Origin of the sequence: Pseudochelatococcus sp. (assembly GCF_050946405.1) — a bacterium.
Classification (GTDB): domain Bacteria; phylum Pseudomonadota; class Alphaproteobacteria; order Rhizobiales; family Beijerinckiaceae; genus Pseudochelatococcus.
In genome coordinates this window covers 141,867-159,622 of the sequence record NZ_JBMNUS010000009.1, presented here as the reverse complement: position 1 = coordinate 159,622, position 17,756 = coordinate 141,867, and the positions used below count along the sequence as shown (strand labels likewise).

General features: G+C 63.6%; 16 protein-coding genes. 5 read left to right on the top strand and 11 right to left on the bottom strand.

The genetic code is table 11. From position 1 onward, the window contains the following. Positions 1 to 42 precede the first annotated feature (42 nt). Positions 43 to 810 (bottom strand): alpha/beta fold hydrolase, encoded by a 768-nt coding sequence (locus ACOYJQ_RS14435; protein ID WP_433459325.1) that lies wholly within the window; start codon positions 808 to 810, stop codon positions 43 to 45. Between the two features lie 52 nt (positions 811 to 862). Next, positions 863 to 1,684, bottom strand: a complete 822-nt coding sequence (locus tag ACOYJQ_RS14430) for an alpha/beta fold hydrolase (RefSeq protein WP_433459324.1) — start codon at positions 1,682 to 1,684, stop codon at positions 863 to 865. Positions 1,685 to 1,807: 123 nt separating this feature from the next. Here ACOYJQ_RS14430 and ACOYJQ_RS14425 point away from each other — a divergent pair, with 123 nt between their 5' ends. Then, positions 1,808 to 2,266 carry a MarR family winged helix-turn-helix transcriptional regulator gene (locus tag ACOYJQ_RS14425; protein ID WP_433459322.1) on the top strand — a complete coding sequence of 153 codons (459 nt, stop codon included), beginning with the start codon at positions 1,808 to 1,810 and terminating at the stop codon, positions 2,264 to 2,266. A gap of 298 nt (positions 2,267 to 2,564) precedes the next feature. Here ACOYJQ_RS14425 and ACOYJQ_RS14420 read toward each other — a convergent pair whose 3' ends face one another. The 6 genes from ACOYJQ_RS14420 to kdpF form a co-directional block, all read right to left on the bottom strand. Beyond that, a complete protein-coding gene (locus ACOYJQ_RS14420) occupies positions 2,565 to 3,257 on the bottom strand; it encodes a response regulator transcription factor (RefSeq protein WP_433459321.1) in 693 nt (230 codons plus the stop codon). Positions 3,258 to 3,259: 2 nt separating this feature from the next. Next, positions 3,260 to 5,956 carry a DUF4118 domain-containing protein gene (locus ACOYJQ_RS14415; RefSeq protein WP_433459320.1) on the bottom strand — a complete coding sequence of 899 codons (2,697 nt, stop codon included), beginning with the start codon at positions 5,954 to 5,956 and terminating at the stop codon, positions 3,260 to 3,262. A gap of 65 nt (positions 5,957 to 6,021) precedes the next feature. Further along, positions 6,022 to 6,600, bottom strand: coding sequence for a potassium-transporting ATPase subunit KdpC (gene kdpC / locus ACOYJQ_RS14410; protein ID WP_433459319.1), 579 nt, complete (start codon positions 6,598 to 6,600; stop codon positions 6,022 to 6,024). 12 nt (positions 6,601 to 6,612) lie between these two features. Next, positions 6,613 to 8,685 (bottom strand): potassium-transporting ATPase subunit KdpB, encoded by a 2,073-nt coding sequence (gene kdpB, locus ACOYJQ_RS14405; RefSeq protein ID WP_433459318.1) that lies wholly within the window; start codon positions 8,683 to 8,685, stop codon positions 6,613 to 6,615. A gap of 43 nt (positions 8,686 to 8,728) precedes the next feature. Continuing rightward, positions 8,729 to 10,426, bottom strand: coding sequence for a potassium-transporting ATPase subunit KdpA (gene kdpA / locus ACOYJQ_RS14400; RefSeq protein WP_433459317.1), 1,698 nt, complete (start codon positions 10,424 to 10,426; stop codon positions 8,729 to 8,731). Positions 10,427 to 10,455: 29 nt separating this feature from the next. Beyond that, positions 10,456 to 10,545, bottom strand: a complete 90-nt coding sequence (gene kdpF, locus ACOYJQ_RS14395; RefSeq protein ID WP_433459316.1) for a K(+)-transporting ATPase subunit F — start codon at positions 10,543 to 10,545, stop codon at positions 10,456 to 10,458. A 548-nt stretch (positions 10,546 to 11,093) separates the two neighbouring features. On the opposite strand from kdpF, the gene ACOYJQ_RS14390 reads away from it, so the two are divergent. Continuing rightward, entirely contained in the window at positions 11,094 to 11,537 is a 444-nt protein-coding gene (locus ACOYJQ_RS14390; RefSeq protein WP_433459315.1) for an SRPBCC family protein, read from the top strand. On the opposite strand, the gene ACOYJQ_RS14385 is transcribed toward ACOYJQ_RS14390, so the two are convergent. Further along, positions 11,527 to 11,982 (bottom strand): winged helix-turn-helix transcriptional regulator, encoded by a 456-nt coding sequence (locus ACOYJQ_RS14385; protein WP_433459314.1) that lies wholly within the window; start codon positions 11,980 to 11,982, stop codon positions 11,527 to 11,529. The two genes, ACOYJQ_RS14390 and ACOYJQ_RS14385, sit on opposite strands and share 11 nt — an antisense overlap. Positions 11,983 to 12,094: 112 nt before the next feature. Here ACOYJQ_RS14385 and ACOYJQ_RS14380 point away from each other — a divergent pair, with 112 nt between their 5' ends. Continuing rightward, positions 12,095 to 13,111 carry a zinc-binding alcohol dehydrogenase family protein gene (locus tag ACOYJQ_RS14380; RefSeq protein WP_433459313.1) on the top strand — a complete coding sequence of 339 codons (1,017 nt, stop codon included), beginning with the start codon at positions 12,095 to 12,097 and terminating at the stop codon, positions 13,109 to 13,111. A gap of 112 nt (positions 13,112 to 13,223) precedes the next feature. Here the strand turns inward: ACOYJQ_RS14380 and ACOYJQ_RS14375 are convergent, their stop codons facing one another. Further along, the gene (locus ACOYJQ_RS14375; RefSeq protein WP_433459312.1) at positions 13,224 to 14,045 is read right to left on the bottom strand and encodes an alpha/beta fold hydrolase; all 822 of its coding nucleotides are present in this window, start codon (positions 14,043 to 14,045) and stop codon (positions 13,224 to 13,226) included. A 234-nt stretch (positions 14,046 to 14,279) separates the two neighbouring features. After that, complete coding sequence (locus ACOYJQ_RS14370; RefSeq protein ID WP_433459376.1) at positions 14,280 to 14,660, bottom strand: LysR family transcriptional regulator; 381 nt, start codon at positions 14,658 to 14,660, stop codon at positions 14,280 to 14,282. A gap of 159 nt (positions 14,661 to 14,819) precedes the next feature. Here ACOYJQ_RS14370 and ACOYJQ_RS14365 point away from each other — a divergent pair, with 159 nt between their 5' ends. Next, the gene (locus tag ACOYJQ_RS14365) at positions 14,820 to 15,863 is read left to right on the top strand and encodes a formylglycine-generating enzyme family protein (protein ID WP_433459311.1); all 1,044 of its coding nucleotides are present in this window, start codon (positions 14,820 to 14,822) and stop codon (positions 15,861 to 15,863) included. 425 nt (positions 15,864 to 16,288) lie between these two features. Then, positions 16,289 to 17,740 carry a thioredoxin family protein gene (locus tag ACOYJQ_RS14360; RefSeq protein ID WP_433459310.1) on the top strand — a complete coding sequence of 484 codons (1,452 nt, stop codon included), beginning with the start codon at positions 16,289 to 16,291 and terminating at the stop codon, positions 17,738 to 17,740. The last annotated feature ends 16 nt before the right edge of the window (positions 17,741 to 17,756 follow it).

The following is a 17,756-nucleotide window of genomic DNA, read 5'->3' as shown; positions in this document are numbered from 1 at the left end:
CGGCGCGACAACGCCGTGGCCCGATTTCATCACCTTTGCAACTTACTGCGCCGCTTCCTCGATCAGGTCCGCAACGACCTGCGGCTGCGAGACCATGACGACATGCGACGCGCCTTCGACCACGATCGTGCGCCGGGAACCGGCGCGCTCGGCCATGAACCCGAGCGCCTCGGCCGGGATGTTCTTGTCGCCATCGCCATAGACGAAGTACGAGGGCAGCGACTTCCAGGCCGGTTCGCCGGACTTTTCCGTCAGCGCCGCCTCCGTGATGGGCCGCTGGCCCGCCGCCATCAAGGCGGTTTGCCCGGCCGGAACGTCATGGGCGAACTGGTCACGGAACTTCGCCTGATCGATGTACAGATCGACGCCGCCGTCCGTGAGCTTGACCGGCGGAGCAAGCGCGTCACCCAGCGTTCCGCCGGGGAACTTGCCGGCGAGTTCGGCCGCAGCCTCGCCGGCGTCCGGCGCGAAGGCGGCCACATAGACCAGCGACTTGACGTTGGCGTGCCCCTTCGCCGCGTTCGAGATGACCTGACCGCCATAGGAATGGCCGACGAGCACCACCGGGCCTTCGATGCTTCCGACGACATCGGAAACCGTGCGGGCGTCGTTCGTCACGCTGCGCAGCGGGTTGGCGACGGCGAAGGTCTTGTAACCCTCCCGCTGAAGATCGGCGATGACGCCGTTCCAGCTCGAAGAGTCTGCAAACGCGCCATGGACGAACACGATGGTGGGCTTGGCCGGTTGCGCGACAGCGGCGCCGGACAGAAGGGCGGTCGCGACGGCAACCGCAGCAGCAAACCTCGACATGATGATCTCCTTCTCTCGCTTGGTGCGATACGTTTCAGGAATAAGGAAGCGCTCAGGTGCGGATGAAGTTCAGGACATCGGCGTTGAAACGGTCGGCCTCGGTTTCCGCCAGCCCGTGCGATCCGCCGGCATAGACCTTCAGAATCGCATCCGGGACGATTTCGGCAGCCAGGTGAGCGGAGGCCTTGATCGGGACGATCTGGTCGTCGTCGCCGTGAATGATCAGGGTCGGACGATCGATCCGCCGCAGGTCTTCGGTGTAATCGACCTCCGAGAACTCGCGGATGCAATCGTACTGCCCCTTGATGCCGCCCTGCAAGCCGATGCGGCGGAAGTTTTCGCGCAGGCCCTCGTTGCTCTCGACGCCATCGCGATTGAAGCCATAGAACGGGACGGTCAGGTCGAAGAAGAATTGCGAGCGGTTTTTGGCCGTGCTCTTGCGGATGCCGTCGAACACCGAGCGCGGCGTGCCGTCGGAATTGGCATCCGTCTTCAGCATCAGCGGAGGAACGGCGCCGACAAGAACCACCTTGGCGACGCGCGCCGTGCCGTGACGGCCGATGTAATGCGAGACTTCGCCGCCGCCCGTCGAATGGCCGACGAGGATCAGATCGCGCAGGTCCAGCGCCTCGATCAGTTCCGCCAGGTCATCGGCATACCGGTCCATGTTGTTGCCGTCCCAGGTCTGGTCGGAACGACCGTGGCTGCGCCGGTCATGAGCGATGACCCGGAAGCCGTTCTGCCCGAAATACAGCATCTGCTGATCCCAGGCGTCGGACGACAGCGGCCAGCCGTGAGCGAAAAGGATAGGCTGGCCCGCTCCCCAATCCTTGTAAAAGAGCCGGGTGCCGTCGGTGGTGGTGAAGTAGGTCATTGGTTTCTCCATCTATTTGTGTGCGATTAATTTGTGTGAGATTTATCTAGGGGACTCCATGGATGATGTCAAGCGCTTGCAAACCCATCGCGTACAAATTATTTGAAGGGAAAGGAGACCGCTATGACCCCGAAGCCCGCCAGCCGGGATGATTCCATACCCGATGTTTCGGAAATGCTTTGCTTTTCCGTCTATTCCGCCGAACACGCCTTCACGCAGTTGTACCGTCCACTGCTGGACAAGCTCAAGCTCACGTATCCCCAGTATCTCGTGATGGTGACGCTCTGGGGCCGGGACGGCCGGACCGTGAAGGAACTGGGCAAGGTCCTTTTCCTCGACTCCAGCACGCTCACTCCCCTCCTCAAACGGCTGGAGACGGCAGGTCTCGTCACAAGATCACGCAATCCGAAAGACGAACGCGAGGTGCTGCTGCATCTGACGGAGGAAGGACGCGCCTTGAAAGGCCATGCGGCGGCGATCATGCAGTGCATTCAGGATGCCGTCGGGCTCGACACGGAAAAGATCAACGCCATTCGAACCGCGATCGAGGACATACGCGATCGCCTTCGACGCCGCCCCTGAGCCGGCAGGCTGCGCTTCCGGCCACCGCGCGCCCGGTGAAGGAATGCCCCCCTTCAGGATCTGCGATCCGTTCATCCGCGAAACGCATGTCAGGGGCCGCCGGAATGGTCTGATCGACAATGATTATATCAAAATCAGCGGGTTATGCCATTTCCGCGTTTCAACGAAGCGTGGAAACGGTATGGTGGCGTCGGAGCTAGAGCATTTCGGCGTTTCGTTGAAACGCCGAAATGCTCTAGCTTATTGATTTGACGCGTTTTCTTCACGCAAAGCGGTATTCGCTTTGCTTGAAAACACCCTAGTCGGCTTGCCGCAGCCTGTATCCCACCCCCGTTTCGGTGAGGATGTATTCCGGCTGATCGGGGCTGCGTTCGATCTTCTGGCGGAGCTGGCGCACATAGACGCGCAGATACTGCACGTCCGTCGAGCCGCCCCAGACCTCTTTCAGAAGATGCTGATGCGTCAGCACCTTGCCGGCATGCTGCACCAGAATGCGCAGGATGTCGTATTCCTTGGGGGAAAGCTTCACTTCCCTTTCCGCCACCTTCACGATTCGCTTGACGAGATCGACGGTGAGTTCTCCGGCCTGGAAAACCGGCCGCTCGCCCTGCTGCTGAAGCTTGTGGCGCAGGGCGACGCGGATGCGCGCCGCAAGTTCGCGCATCCCGAAGGGCTTCGTCACGTAGTCGTCCGCGCCGAGTTCGAGGGCCTTGACGATGCCGGCTTCGTCGGTGCGGCTGGAGAGGATGAGGATCGGCAGATTGCGCTTCTCGTTGCGCCACTTCTCGAGCAGGTCGTGCCCCGGCATGTCCGGCAGGCCGAGATCGAGCACGACGAGATCCGGCCGGTCGTCCTCGAGCTTCCCGATCGCCTGACGGGCATCGGCCGCTTCGAGAACGGTGTAACCCTCCGTCATCAATCCCACGCGCAGAAGCTTGCGGATCGGCGGCTCATCGTCGATGATCAATATCTTGACTGCGGATGCCGTCATCTTCAGCCTTCCAGATTATCGGCCTCGCCCGGCACGGGCAACCGGATGGTGAAGATCGCGCCCGTGCGGTCCGTCCGGTTGCCCGCCCTGATCGTTCCCCCCATGGCCTCGATGAAGCCGCGGCAGATGGAGAGGCCGAGCCCTGTTCCCGCCTGAACCTGATCCTGCTTGCGCACCCGATAGAACGTGTCGAACACGCGTTCCAGATCGGCTCGCGGAATACCGGGTCCCTCGTCGATGACCTGCATCACCACCTCGTCGCCGTCCCGCCATCCCCGAATGCGGATCGTGGCGGCGGGCGGCGCGTATTTGGCCGCGTTGTCGAGCAGGTTGAACAGAACCTGCTCCAGCAGGACCGGATCGACCCTCAGCATGGGCAGATCGGCGGGCACGGCAACCTCGACCGGCCGACCGGCCAGAATCTTGCCCGCGCGGCGCAGGGCCGTGCCGATGATGTCGCCGGCGAAGTTCAGGGAGGCGTTCGGTTCGGTGGCGCCGGATTCGAGCCGCGTCATGTCGAGCAGATTGGCGATGAAGCGGTTGAGGCGCTCGGACTCGTCGACGACCGTCGACAGCAGTTCGCCCCGCGCCGCCTCGGGAAGCGAGGTCGAATAGTCCCGCAGCGCACCCGCAGCGCCCATGATGCCGGCGAGCGGCGTTTTCAGATCGTGTGAGATCGACGTCAGCAGCGCCGAGCGCAGCCGGTCCGCCTCCGCCGCGAGCCTCGCCCTGTCGACATCGGCGACGAGTTCGATGCGCTCGATGGCGAGGGCCGTCTGATCGGTGAGCGCATCGAACAGGCGCTGCTCCTCGGGCGTCAGCACCGGCCCCTGCCTGTCGTTGTCGAGGCCGACGACGCCGACCCGCGTGCGCCCCGTCTTCAGGGGCATGTAGAGACGCTTCGCGCCGGGCAGCGTATCGGCTCCCCGGCCGGCGGGCCGGTCGTGCTCCCAGGCCCATTGCGCCGCGGCGATGTCGGCGTCGACAAGCGTATCGTCCGGCGGATAGCCGGCGCGCACGGTGATCTTGCCGTCGTCGGGGAGCAGGATCACCACGCGGACCTTGAGCATGGAGGCGATCTGGTAGACCGATGCCCAGAGCACGTCCTCCAGCGCTCCCGCGCGGGTAAGCTTCTTCGAAAACTGGTACAACCCCTCGGTGGTGAGTGCGCGCCGCCTGGCCAGGGCGACCTGCCGCTGGACGCGGCCGGCCAGGTTGCTCGCGATCACCGCGACGCCCAGAAAGAAGCCGAAGGCTATGACGCTTTCCGGGTCGCCGATATCGAGCGTGTAGAGAGGATGCAGGAAGAAGAAGTTGAAGGCGAAGGCCGATACGACCGAACTGAACAGCGCCGGCCACAGGCCCCAGGTCGCCGCCGACCCCAGAACCGCCATCAGGAAGACGAGCGCGATGTTGCGTACATCGAGGAACCGGTACAACAGCGTGCCGACGCCGACGGCCACGCCGACATAGGCCGTGCTCCGGAGATACGGCCCGAACTCCGGGCGCCGCGACCGCGCGAGCGCGACGCCGCGCGGCGGAGCCGGCTCCTTCCCGTCCCCCGAAATGACATGGACGCCGATGTCGCCGGCGACGCGGATCAGGTCATGCGAGATCGACCCCTCCAGCATCTCCCGCCAGCGCGGCTTGTCCGGCTTGCCGACGACGATGTGATTGTAGTTGTTGGCCGCCGCGTAGCGCAGGATCTCGTGCACGACATTCTGGCCGGAGAGGGTGACGGCCTCGCCGCCGAGACGTTCGGCGAGCCGCAGGGCCGCGGCGATGCGGTCCTTCTCCGCTTCCCCGAGAGTGGCGGCGCCCGCATCCTCGACGTAAAGCGCCGCCCAGGTCCCCCGCAGCCTGTCTGCCTGCCGGCGCGCGTAACGCACCAGCGCCGCGCTGCGCGGGTGCTCGTCGATACACGCGAGCACCCGCTCTCCGGCCGCCCACGGACCGCGGATGGCGTGAGCCTGCATGTGACTGAGCAACTGGTCATCGACGCGCTGTGCCGTGCGCCGCAGCGCCAGTTCGCGCAGCGCCGTCAGGTTGCCCGGCGAAAAATAGTTTCTGGTCGCGCGCCGCGCCGTCTTGGGCAGATAAACCTTGCCCTCATGCAGCCGCTTGATCAGATCATCCGGCGTGATGTCGATGATCTCGATGTCGTCGGCCCGGTCCACGATGGAATCCGGCACCGTCTCGCGCACGCGGATGCGCGTGATCTGCGCGACCACATCGTTGAGGCTCTCGACATGCTGGATGTTCAGCGTGGTGTAGACGTCGATGCCCTTCGAGAGGATATCCAGCACATCGAGATAGCGCTTCGGATGGCGGCTGCCCGGGACATTGGTGTGGGCCAGCTCATCCACCAGGACAAGTTGAGGATGGCGTTCCAGAACGGCGTCGATGTCCATTTCCGCGAGCGTGCGGCCGCGATAGTCGACCTTCACCCGCGGAACGATTTCGAGGCCCGCGACGAGCGCCTCGGTTTCCTTGCGCCCGTGCGTTTCGACGACGCCGATGACGGTATCCACACCGTCGGCGACAGCGGCGCGGCCGGACAGCAGCATCTCGTAGGTTTTGCCCACACCGGGAGCGGCCCCGAGAAAGATCTTCAGACGCCCCCGCCCTTCCCGCCCGGCCGCTTCGAGCAACGCATCGGGTGACGGCCTGTTGTCCGTTCTCTGAATAGCGTCCGTCATCCATGGACCTTCCTGGTGCCGGCAAGTCGCCGGAGCTTCCCCGCCCGGCGCCCCGCGACCGTGCTTCAGCGCGTGGCCGCGTTATCGAGCGCGAGGTTGACGGCCAGCACGTTGACAACCGGCTCCCCCAACACGCCGAGCAACCGGTCCTCGACGTGCGCATCCACAATCGCACGCAGCTGCGCCACGCTCAAACCCCGCGCGCCTGCAACGCGCGGCATCTGGAAATAGGCGGCTTCCGGCGAGATATGCGGATCGAGGCCGCTGCCGGAGGCGGTGACGAGATCGATCGGCACCGCCATCGGCGTGCTCGCGTTCGCGGCTTTCAACGCGCCGGCGTCCGTGCGAACCCGTTCGATCAGCTTCGAGCTGGTCGGCCCCATGTTCGAGCCGCCGGAACTCGCCGCGTCATAGCCGCCGCCGGCTGCCGACGGGCGGCCATGGAAATATTTGTCATCTGTAAAGGTCTGGCCGATCAGCCGGGAGCCGATGACCGTCCCGTCCTCCCTCGTGACGAGGCTGCCATCGGCCTGAACGGGGAAAACGGCTTGCGCGACGCCGGTGACGGCGAGCGGATAGGCAAGACCCGTGATGACGGTGAAGGCGACGATCATGAAGACCGCGGGACGAATTTGTTTCAGCATGGAGAAAAGTCCTTACGCGAGGCCGATGGCGGTGATCGCCATGTCGATGGCCTTGATGCCGGCGAACGGCGCGACGATGCCGCCGAGGCCGTAGACCAGCAGATTGCGCGACAGCAGCGCCCCGGCGCCGACCGCCCTGTAGCGCACGCCTTTCAGCGACAGCGGGATGAGGGCGACGATGATGAGCGCGTTGAAGATGATCGCCGAGAGAATCGCGCTTTGCGACGTCGCGAGCCCCATGACGTTGAGCGCCTGAAGCTGCGGATAGTAAGCCAGGAACATCGCCGGAATGATGGCGAAATACTTGGCGATGTCGTTGGCGATGGAGAAGGTCGTCAACGCGCCGCGCGTCATCAGCAATTGCTTGCCGATCTCCACGATTTCGATGAGCTTGGTCGGATCGCTGTCGAGATCGACCATGTTGCCCGCCTCGCGCGCCGCCACCGTGCCGGTGTTCATCGCGACGCCGACGTCCGCCTGCGCCAGTGCCGGTGCGTCATTGGTGCCGTCGCCGCACATGGCGACGAGCTTGCCCTTCGCCTGCTCCTCGCGGATGAGATCGAGCTTGTTCTCGGGCGTCGCCTCGGCAAGAAAATCATCGACGCCCGCCTCCGCCGCGATGGCCGCCGCGGTCATCGGGTTGTCGCCGGTGATCATCACCGTGCGGATGCCCATACGGCGCAGTTCGGCGAAGCGCTCGCGGATGCCGCCCTTGACGATATCCTTGAGGTACACGACGCCGAGCAATCGGCCGTCCTTCACCACGGCAAGAGGGGTGCCGCCCGCCTTCGCGATGTCGTCGGCGATGGCCCCGATTTCACGGATCGCCTCGCTGCCGCTGCGGGAACTTCCGGCCGCGACAGTGGCTTGTTCCACATGCTTCAGCACCGCCTCCACCGCGCCCTTGCGGATGCCGGAACCGTCGAGATCGACGCCGCTCATGCGGCTCTGGGCGGTGAAGGGCACGAAGGCGGCATGCAAGCTTGTCATGTCGCGGGCGCGGATGTCGTATTTTTCCTTGGCGAGCACGACGATGGAGCGGCCTTCCGGCGTCTCGTCGGCAAGCGAGGCGAGCTGGGCGGCATCCGCCAGTTCCCGATCGGTCACGCCGCTGAGAGGGCGGAAATCCGCCGCCTGGCGATTGCCGAGCGTGATGGTGCCAGTCTTGTCGAGCAGCAGCGTGTCGACGTCGCCCGCCGCCTCCACCGCGCGCCCGGACATGGCGAGCACGTTGAAGCGCACCAGCCTGTCCATGCCGGCGATGCCGATGGCAGACAGCAGCGCGCCGATCGTGGTCGGGATGAGGGTGACGAAGAGCGCCACCAGCACGATCACCGGGATGGTGCCGCCCGCATAGGTGGCGAAGCTCGGGATCGTCACCGTCGCCAGCACGAAGATCAGCGTCAGGCCGGCGAGCAGGATGTTGAGCGCGATCTCGTTCGGCGTCTTCTGCCGCTCGGCGCCCTCGACGAGGCCGATCATCCTGTCGATGAAGGTGGAGCCGGCCGCCGCCGTGATGCGCACCCTGATCCGGTCCGACAGCACCTGCGTGCCGCCGGTCACGGCGGAGCGGTCGCCGCCCGACTCGCGGATCACGGGCGCGGACTCGCCGGTGATCGCGGCTTCGTTGACGGAGGCCACGCCTTCGATGACCTCGCCGTCGGACGGGATGATATCGCCCGCCTCGACGAGAACGATGTCGCCCACCTTGAGGCTGTTGCCGGGCACGAGCTTGTAGTCGTCGCCGGACGCGCTCGCGAGCAGCCTGGCCTGCGTCTCGGCGCGCGTGCGGCGCAGCGCTTCCGCCTGCGCCTTGCCGCGGCCCTCGGCCACGGCCTCGGCGAAATTCGCAAACAGCACCGTGAACCAGAGCCACAGCACGATCTGGAGCGAGAAGGCGGTATCGGCCCCGCCCGTCAGCAGATCCTTGACGAGCAGCACGGTGGTGAGCGCCGAGACGACGGCGACGACGAACATCACCGGATTGCGGGCGAGGCTGCGCGGATCGAGTTTCCGGAAGGCGTCACTGACAGCCGGCACGAGGATGCGGGCATTGAGAATGCTCGCGGATTTTGACTGGCTCATGGAAGACTCCAGAGTATCTTTTCCTGTTGACGCATCGTTATGATCAGAAGGTCTGGCCGGCCATCAGCGCGAAATGCTCGACGATCGGCCCGAGCGCCAGCACTGGGAAGAAGGTGAGCCCGCCGACGATCAGCGTGACGCCGATCACGAGGCCGATGAACAGCGGCCCGGTCGTCGGCAGCGTGCCGGCGGAGGCGGGAACGGTCTTCTTGGCGGCAAGCGAGCCTGCTATGGCGAGCACGGGCACGATCAACAAGAACCGGCCCATCAGCATCGCAAGGCCGATGGTGATGTTGTAGAAGGGCGTGTTCGCGGAGAGGCCCGCGAAGGCGCTGCCATTGTTGTTCGCGCCCGAGGTATAGGCGTAGAGCACCTCGCTGAACCCGTGCGGGCCGGCATCCTGAATGCCAGAGAGCCCGGCCGGGACGACGACCGCGACCGCGGTGAGCGCGAGAATGGCGAGCGACGGGCCGAGCATCGCCAGAATGCTCATCTTCACTTCCTTGGCCTCGATCTTCTTGCCAAGGTATTCAGGCGTGCGTCCCACCATCAGGCCGGCGATGAAGACCGCGAGAATGGCGAAGACCAGCACGCCGTAAACGCCCGCGCCGATGCCGCCGAGCGGCGGGATCTGCATGTTGAACAGGGGGACGAGACCGCCAAGCGGCATGAGGCTGTCATGCATCGTGTTGACGGCGCCGGTGGAGGCCGAGGTCGTCACGACCGCGAACAGCGAGGACAGCGCGAGGCCGAACCGCGTTTCCTTGCCCTCCAGATTACCGCCCTCGACACCGAGCGCATGCACCAGCGGGTTGCCTGCCGATTCAGCCCAGTAAACGACCGCGACGCCCGCCACGACGATCGTGCCGATGACACCGAGCAACGCCCAGCCCTGTTTCTGGTTGCCGACCTGCCGGCCGAACACGTTCAGCATCGCGAAGGAAATCGCATAGATCGACAGGATATGGATGAGGTTGGTCAGCGCCGTCGGGTTCTCGAACGGATGCGCCGAGTTGGCATTGAAGAATCCGCCGCCGTTGGTGCCGAGATGCTTGATGATCATTTGCGAGGCGACCGGCCCCTGCGCGATCGTCTGCCGGCCGCCTTCGAGCGTCGTCGCGACGGTATAGGGATCGAGGTTCTGCGGCACGCCCTGCCACACGAGCACGAGACTGCCGACGACGCAGATGGGCAGCAGGATATGGAGCGTGGAACGCGTCAGATCGACCCAGAAATTTCCGACCGTCTTGACGGATGCCCGCGCGAAGCCGCGGATGATCGCCATGGCGCCGGCAAGCCCAACCGCGGCCGAAACGAAGCTCTGCACGGTAATGCCAGCCATCTGGGTCAGATAGCTCATCGTGCTCTCACCGGCATATCCCTGCCAGTTGGTGTTGGTCATGAAGCTGACGGCCGTGTTGAACGACGAATCCGCGCTGACCGCGCCAAAGCCTGCCGGGTTGAACGGCAGGATGCCTTGCATGCGCTGCAAACCGTAAAGCAGCAGGAAACCGGCCAGATTGAAGAACAGCATGGCGGCCATGTAGGTCGTCCAGTGCTGCTCCTCCTTCTCGTTCGTGCCGGCAAGGCGGTAGAGCCCCCGCTCGACCGGGCCGAAGACGATCGACAACAAAGTGCGCTCGCCGTTCATGACGCGGTTGATATAGCTGCCCAACGGCTTCACCGGCAAAAGGACGATCCCGAAGAAGATCAGGATCTGTATCCATCCGTTAATGGTCATGATTTTCCTTTCCGGCTTCGGATCTCGGATCAGAACCGCTCGGGACGGACGAGCGCATAGGTCAGGTAGCCGGCGATGAACACCGCCACCGCCGCGCCAAGAATGTATTCGGCGATCATTTCAACCCCAGGTCAAAGTTTCTCGCATATCCTGATGTAGCTGAACATCAATGTGAAGAAGGAAAACCCTATCGCCAGAACGATAACGTCCATTATTCGTATCTCCCGTATCTTTGCTCCAATATCGCCTGAACATCTGGAAATCTCTCCTGAAAAGCGATGACGAACGCTTTTCCGAAACGCAGAGCGAGGCGGTCTGGAAACGAACTCCGGTAAGAATATGGCGCCTAACCGCATAGGGGTTCGAGAGGGGAAAGGGAGAAAAGATATAAGAATCTTATATATACGCCGGCTGTTGCGACGCACGCCTTACCGGACAACACGTCCGGCGGCCGACACCGCCGGCAGATTTTTCGAAGAACCTTGCCGAATAGATTTGCCCATATCTGAATACTGTCGGATCATGGCATCTGTTTCATTGAAACAATGACATGATACTTGATTTTTTATTATGATTGAATGATTGCAGATGAAAATTTATATTTTATACTGATATGTCCAAAGATAGTCGACCAATCAGAACAAAGTCGAACCACAGGGAGAAAGCCATGCCCCATACGATCCGCCTGCACCGCGTCATTGCCGCCAGTCCCGAAAAACTCTATCGCGCTTTCGTCGAAGCGGATGCGATCGCGCAATGGCTTCCGCCGTTCGGGTATACCTGTACCGTCCATGAGCTGGACGCGAAGGCCGGAGGCCGTCACCGAATGTCGTTTCGGAACTTCACCACCGGCAACAGCCACTCCTTCGGCGGCAACTATCTGGAACTCGTTCCGGGCGAACGCCTCGTCTACACTGACAAATTCAACGACTCCAACCTGCCGGGCGAGATAAAGGTCACCGTGAATCTGAAGGCCGTGTCGGTCGGCACGGAAATCGAGATCGAGCAGCAGGGCGTGCCGGACGTGATCCCTTGCGAGGCCTGTTATCTCGGCTGGCAGGAATCCCTGTACAAGCTCACAAGGCTCGTCGAACCCGAGATTAACCGGTAGGCGCATGTCCGGCGGCTTTTGGAACGCTGCCCGGCGGACGCTCGTTGCCGGCAGCGGCGGTTGCGCCGGAAAGCGAGGGCGTTTCCCGCGATTGCCGCTCCCCTGCCGCCGCCTGAACGACATGCGCCTCACCCCATTCCTTGAGGGCGAGAATGACCGGTTCGAGGCTGCGTCCGCGTGTCGAGAGGCTGTATTCCACCTTGGGCGGCACCTGCGTGTAGACGGTGCGGATGACGAAGCCGTCGCTCTCCAGTTCGCGGAGTTGGTTGGTCAGCATCCGCTGCGTGACGTTCGGCAGGCGGCGGCGGATTTCATTGAACCGCAACGTGTCCTGAAGCAGGTGCCAGAGCACCAGCCCCTTCCACTTGCCGCCGATGAGGGCGAGCGTGGCCTCCACCGGACAGCCGGGACTGCAATCGAAACGTTCGTGGCGCGGGCGCGGCATTCGACGGTATCCTTTTCGATACTATGTACAATTTATGTGCATTCTTGCGAAGAATATGCCGTCGTGTCACCTGTTGCCAGATCAGAAGCTCTTCGCAGAACTGGAGACATCGATGCGTGCCGTTGGCTACAAACTCCCCCGCCCTATTCAGGACGATGCCGCACTGGTCGATATCGATCTGCCGCGTCCCGTGGCGTCGGGCCGCGATCTGCTGGTCGAGGTGAAGGCGATCTCGGTCAACCCCGTCGATACCAAGGTGCGCGCCGCGGCCCTGCCGGAGGAAGGCGATTGGAAGGTGTTGGGATGGGACGCCGCCGGGATCGTCGCTGAAGCCGGGCCGCAGGCAAGCCTGTTCAAGGCCGGCGATGAAGTGTTCTACGCGGGCGCGATCACGCGGCCCGGCACCAATGCGGAATTCCATCTGGTGGACGAGCGTATCGCGGGCCGCAAGCCGAAGACACTCGGATGGGCTGAAGCAGCCGCCTTGCCGCTTACATCCATCACGGCCTGGGAAGCGCTGTTCGATCGGCTGGATGTGAAAGGCCGTGCCGTCGCCGGCGCGGCTCAGTCCGTCCTCATCGTCGGCGGGGCGGGCGGCGTGGGTTCCATCGCGATACAGCTCGCCCGCCGACTGACCGGCCTGACGGTGATCGCCACCGCCTCGCGGCCGGAGACAAAAGCCTGGACGACCGCTCTCGGCGCCCATCATGTCGTGGATCATTCGAAACCGCTGGCCCTGGAAGTCGCTGCCCTCGGCATCGGCGCGCCGGCTTTCGTCTTCTCGACCACCAATACCGACCGGCATCTTGCCGAGATCGCCGCGCTGATCGCCCCGCAAGGCCGTTTCGCGCTGATCGACGATCCCGCCACGCTCGACATCAATCCCTTCAAGCGCAAGAGCGTGTCGGTGCACTGGGAGTTCATGTTCACGCGGTCGATGTTCGGCACGGCCGACATCGCGCAGCAAGGCCACCTGCTGAACGAGGTTTCCCGCCTCGTGGACGAGGGCACGCTCCGTACCACGCTGGCGGAGAATTTCGGCGCCATCAACGCGGCAAATCTGCGGCGCGCTCACGCCCTGATCGAAAGCGGCGGGGCAAGGGGCAAGATCGTGCTCGAGGGATTTTAAGCCCGACGGAAAGGCGTCGTCGGTCGCGACGGAGCAAAGCTGATCCCGCGCTATCGAGCCGGAGGCTGTGGACCCCTATGCGAGGTCACACAGCGCCGCGCCCCGGCCAATTCTATTTCGACAAGAACCCCGCCAATGCGTTGTTGAAGTCGTCGGCGTGGCTCACGTTGAGGCCGTGCGGCGCACCCGGAATGACCGCCAGTCGGCTGCCCGACACCGCCTTGTGCGTCCGCAATCCCGAACCTTCCAGCGGGACGATGAGATCCGCGTCGCCGTGAAGGACAAGCGTCGGGACCGTGATCTTTTTCAGATCGTCGCGGAAATCGGTGGTGCTGAAGGCATCCATGCAGCCGAGCGCGGCCGCCTCGCCGGATTCGCGGCACTGGCGCACCGCTTTTCCGCGCTCTTCATCGGATACCTTGATCCCTTCAGTCGTGCTGAAGAAATTCGTGGTGAATTCCTCGAAGAAGGCGTCGCGGTCGGCCAGCAGAGCCTTCTTCTTCTTTTCCGCCTCGTCGTTCGAGAGCGGGCCCTCCGGGTTGTTGGCGGTTTTCAGCAGATAGGGCGGAACGGCGGCGGCGAACACGATGCTGCGCAGCCGTTCTTCCCCATGAAGTGCAATGAAGCGCGCCACTTCGCCGCCGCCCATCGAGAAACCGACCAGCGTGACGTCGTTGAGATCACGCTCATCCAGAATCCGGGCCAAATCGGTGGCCAAGGTATTGTAGTCGTATTGCCTGCCGGTCTTGTCGGACCGGCCGAAACCGCGTCGGTCGTAAGTGACGACACGATATCCCGCCTCGGTGAGCGCCGGGACCTGATATTCCCACGCTGCCCCGGAAAGCGGCCATCCGTGGATCAGGACGACCGGACGGCCCGCGCCCTCCGTGTCCTCAACATGCAGATGGACAGGATCGGTGTTCACATCGGTCATGGTGCCTCCTGTTCGGGTCGGTTGCGCGTATGGCTATAGATAGGTAACGCTCCCGCCGGCGAACGGTTCCCGCTGCGGGACATCTGCCCTGAACTGCCTTTTATCTTGCCGGATCAAGTTTAGCCTCGATCTTGCAACGCTGACGCTTCGGGATCACTTTCCTCATCCAGCTAAAAACGGATTGACCGAAGCACACCGTGCCTATGAAGATGACGGGCCGATCCGCGGGACAGCTCACCGCCTCGATCCGATGGAGGAACGGTGGAGCGGTTTCCGGTTCGGGGCCGCCGCCGGCGGCGGGAAACCGAGGGGGAAATTCCTTGCGTGGCCGAAATCGTTGGTTGCGGTCACGCGGATTTCGCCCTGTATCGGCCCCCTGTCGGCCAAGCCGTCCATCACATCATCGAGATCGGCCAGGATGCGCCTGCAATCGGCGAGGAAACGCTCCCCTTCCGGCGCAAACGACAGACGCCGGGTCGTGCGCGTGACGAGACGCACGCCCACCCGCTCCTCAAGCCCTTGAAGACCAAGCGTTATCGTCGAGGGAGAGAGAGCCTGCACGCGCGCCACGGCCGACAGGCTGCCCTGATCGGCGATGGCCACATAGAGGCGCAGCAGGTCGAACTGGTCCAGTTTTCGACAATTCCGAAAGGTGGGTTATGTCGATTGATAATTATCCATCCCAAACGCAATGGTAAAGTTTCAATATGGCTGCGCACGACAGCGCGCGGGCGCAAGGTCGAGCCTGTACCATCAGATTCGGAGGACACGACGATGATCACCCATCCCGCGCGCCTCACCGCGCGCTCCGCAATTCCTGAACGCTTTCCGCTTCGCATCCGGGTGTCCCGGCAAGACGCGCGGCTGCCGGGCTGGGTCGCCCTCGTCATTTCGTTTTCGCTCGCGGCGCTGTCCGACGCCGCGGCGCAGCTCGCGCCGCCGGACTTCTCCGCCCTTCGGCCGGCGACGGCGCCGACAGCCGCGAATGCGCCGCTGTCGCTGAAGGCCCGGGCGGAGATGATCACAATTCCCGCCGGCGCCTACACGATCGGCCGCAACGATGCCGCGGCGGATCAGAGGCCGGCTCATTCCGTCAGACTGGATGCCTTCCGCATCGACCGCACCGAGGTCACGAACGCCGCATTCGTGGAATATCTCAACCTTCTCGGCATACGGGTAAAGGGACCGTTCGCGGGCGGCGAACTCACCGATGGCATGGGAGAGGATGCGGGCCTGCTGCGCGAGCAGCGGTGGGGCTTTCACAATCAATATCCCATCATCGCGCTGAACGACGAAAACGCGCGCATCGGCCATGACGGGACGCGCTTCGTGCCGGCCCGAGGGTTCGAAGACCACCCGGTCGCCGAGACGACCTGGGCCGGCGCCCGCGCCTATTGCGCCTGGCGTGGCGGCCGGTTGCCGACCGAGGCGGAATGGGAGGCGGCCGCGCGCGGTTCCGACGGCCGGCGCTATCCGTGGGGCGAGGAACTGCCGGACGCCACCTGCGCCCATGTCAACCGAAACCCCGACGCCACCGCGCCGGCGGGTTCGCTGCCGGCGGGCGCCTCACCCTTCGGCGTGCTGGACATGGCAGGATCAGTGGCGGAGTGGACGTCCACGCTCAAGCGTCCCTACCCCTACGACGTCGCAGACGGACGTGAAGCGCCCGGCACACCCGGCGAGCGGGTGACGCGCGGCGGCGACTACCAATACGACAACGACGCGGAAAAACTCTCGGCCTCCCACCGCAACGGGTTCTCCAACGAGCCGTCGCAGGGCCATCGCCAGATCGGCATCCGATGCGCCGCCGATGCATGAGTCGAAAGACCATTTCAATCCAGCTGGAGAACCGGATATCGAAGAGACCCGAACACGAACCATATTCCGGATTCCATCTCCCGAGCGAATTCCGATCGTTCAAACGATTCCGTTTGCACGGAAAGCGCCCCGGGGAATATTTCGTTTGATGAAGTAATAAAACCTGAAAACGATGCAACTGACGATCATTCTCATTGAATTATTATATAATTTTTGTCAATAAATACATAATTTACATGTAAATTTTTTCTGTCTGGATGAATTTTGCTTAAATTTAGAGCAAACATGAAATCCATTTAATGTTCAATTACGAATTTTTGAATGCCGGAATGGCAATATTATTAAGAAACGGCGCATTCTCGTGCTATTGTGCGTTGCACAACATCCTGACAGGTTTCGGATCGGCTATTGCGAGAGGTTGGGCAATGCACTGCCACGATGTGTCACCTCACACGCCAGCGGGACGGAAGCCGCGCCTGCGGCTGCGGATCGCCACCCTGGCGGCGGCCATCGTCCTTGCTGTCTTGCCGTCCGTCGGCAAGGCAGCCGAAAGCGCGGCGCAGACCAGTCCACGCGCCACCGTCACGCTCATCAGCGACCACGACGGCGTGTCGCCGGGCCAGAGCTTCCGCATCGGGCTGCGGCAGAAGCTCGCGCCGCACTGGCATACCTACTGGAAGAACCCCGGCGACGCCGGCGCACCGCCGGAAATCGCCTTCGACCTGCCGGAAGGCGCCAGCGCAAGCGAGATCGCCTGGCCCGGCCCCGACGGCATCCCGGTCGGCCCGGTGCGCAATTTCGGCTATGAGAACGAGATCGTTCTTCCCGTTACGATAACGGTGCCGCAGTCGGCCGCCCCCGGCGGGATCTTCGCCGTCGCCGCGAAGGCCGACTGGCTCGTGTGCGAAAAGGAATGCATTCCAGAGTCCGGCAGCTTCAGCCTCGACCTGCCCATCGCGGCCACGCCGGTTGCGGCGGGAAGAGATGTCGCGGCGGCTTTCGCGGCGACCGACGAGCGCCTGCCGGTGGCGAGCCGGTGGACGGCCGGCCTGACGGAAGAAGGGCCGGCGCTTGCATTGACCGTCGAAGGCGAAGGGTTGTCGCGGGCATCGGTGCAATCGGCGTTTTTCTATCCCGAAGAATGGGGCGTGATCACGCATGCCGCCGAACAGCGGCTCGATGTGGAAGACGGCAGGCTGAGCCTCGCCATGGAAAGGGGCATGACATTCAGCCCGCAGATCAACGTGGCCGGCCTCCTCGCCGTCACGGACGGCGGCGGACAGACGCGCTGGTTCGAGGTGACGCCCGCTGTGGGAAGCGCGGCCGGTGCGTCGGGCCCCGGCGTCTCCGGCATCGGCGCTGTCGCCGGCGGCATGGAGAACCTGCCGCTGTGGCAAGCGGCGGTCTTCGCCTTTGTCGGCGGGTTGATCCTCAATCTCATGCCCTGCGTGTTTCCGGTGCTCGCCATCAAGGCCACTTCGGTCGCCAGGCTTTCGGGCGGTGCGTTGCGCAATGCGACGACGGCCGGGGGCGCGGAGCCCTTCAGCAGCGCAAAGCTCGCCGCCCTGCGCGAGGAGGGAAAACCGGTATTCGTAAACATGACGGCGGCGTGGTGCATCACCTGCCTCGTCAACGAACGCACCACGCTGTCGACCGCCACCGTCAGGGAGGCGTTCGACAGGCACGACATCGCTTATCTCAAGGGCGACTGGACCAATCACGACCCCGAGATCACGGCCTTCCTGCGCAGCTTCAACCGCGACGGCCTGCCCTTCTACGCCTTTTATCCCGGAAGCGGCGGGGAGCCTGTCGTATTGCCCCCGGTGCTGACGGAAGCGACCGTCGTGGAAGAAATCCGGCGAACGGTCATGAACTGACCCTCACCCCCAAACG